At 52.1% G+C, this 505-nt stretch carries 1 protein-coding gene; it reads right to left on the bottom strand.

Going from position 1 to position 505, the window contains the following annotated elements; genetic code table 11:
* Positions 1–175 precede the first annotated feature (175 nt).
* Positions 176–505 (bottom strand): hypothetical protein (locus HCO70_RS24555; protein ID WP_371742332.1); only part of this gene is annotated, 330 nt, incomplete at its 5' end.

Raw genomic sequence — 505 nt, 5'->3', positions numbered from 1 at the left:
ACGGCGAGAGGAGCATCAGCGCCACCGGGCTGGTAAGCGCGACCCGGCCCAGTGTCTTGATCGCCGTCCTTCGACCCAGTTCCACGTCATCAGTGGACATCACTTCCAACTCGCCATCACCAGTATCGAGTTTATCTCGGTTTGGATTTTTCATTTCTGTCACTAGTTTCCTGCCTCAAGCCCAAAAGTAGAAGTCGTCATTTGTAAGAAGTCTTGCGTCGAAATCCCGCATGATAATTGTCAGAACATTGTCGTCCGTGGCAACTATCGTGCTTTCATTCGTACTGCTGTCATAGGAAATCGACAAATTGCTGTCGCCGATATCCGTGATGTGGAAACCGACCAGGAAGATGATGTCTCTGCCATCCTCAAAGTAGACAATCGTGTCTGTTCCGGTCCCTACATGATCGCCGAAGGCGTACACATCCCGACTCAAGTCCTCATATGCACCGCCAGTGCCACCGGCTCCCCACAACGTATCATTTCCGACCCCGCCCGACAGAAA

The organism is Pseudoruegeria sp. HB172150 (assembly GCF_013184805.1).
GTDB lineage: Bacteria > Pseudomonadota > Alphaproteobacteria > Rhodobacterales > Rhodobacteraceae > Psychromarinibacter.
This window is presented reverse-complemented; position numbering and strand designations above follow the sequence as displayed.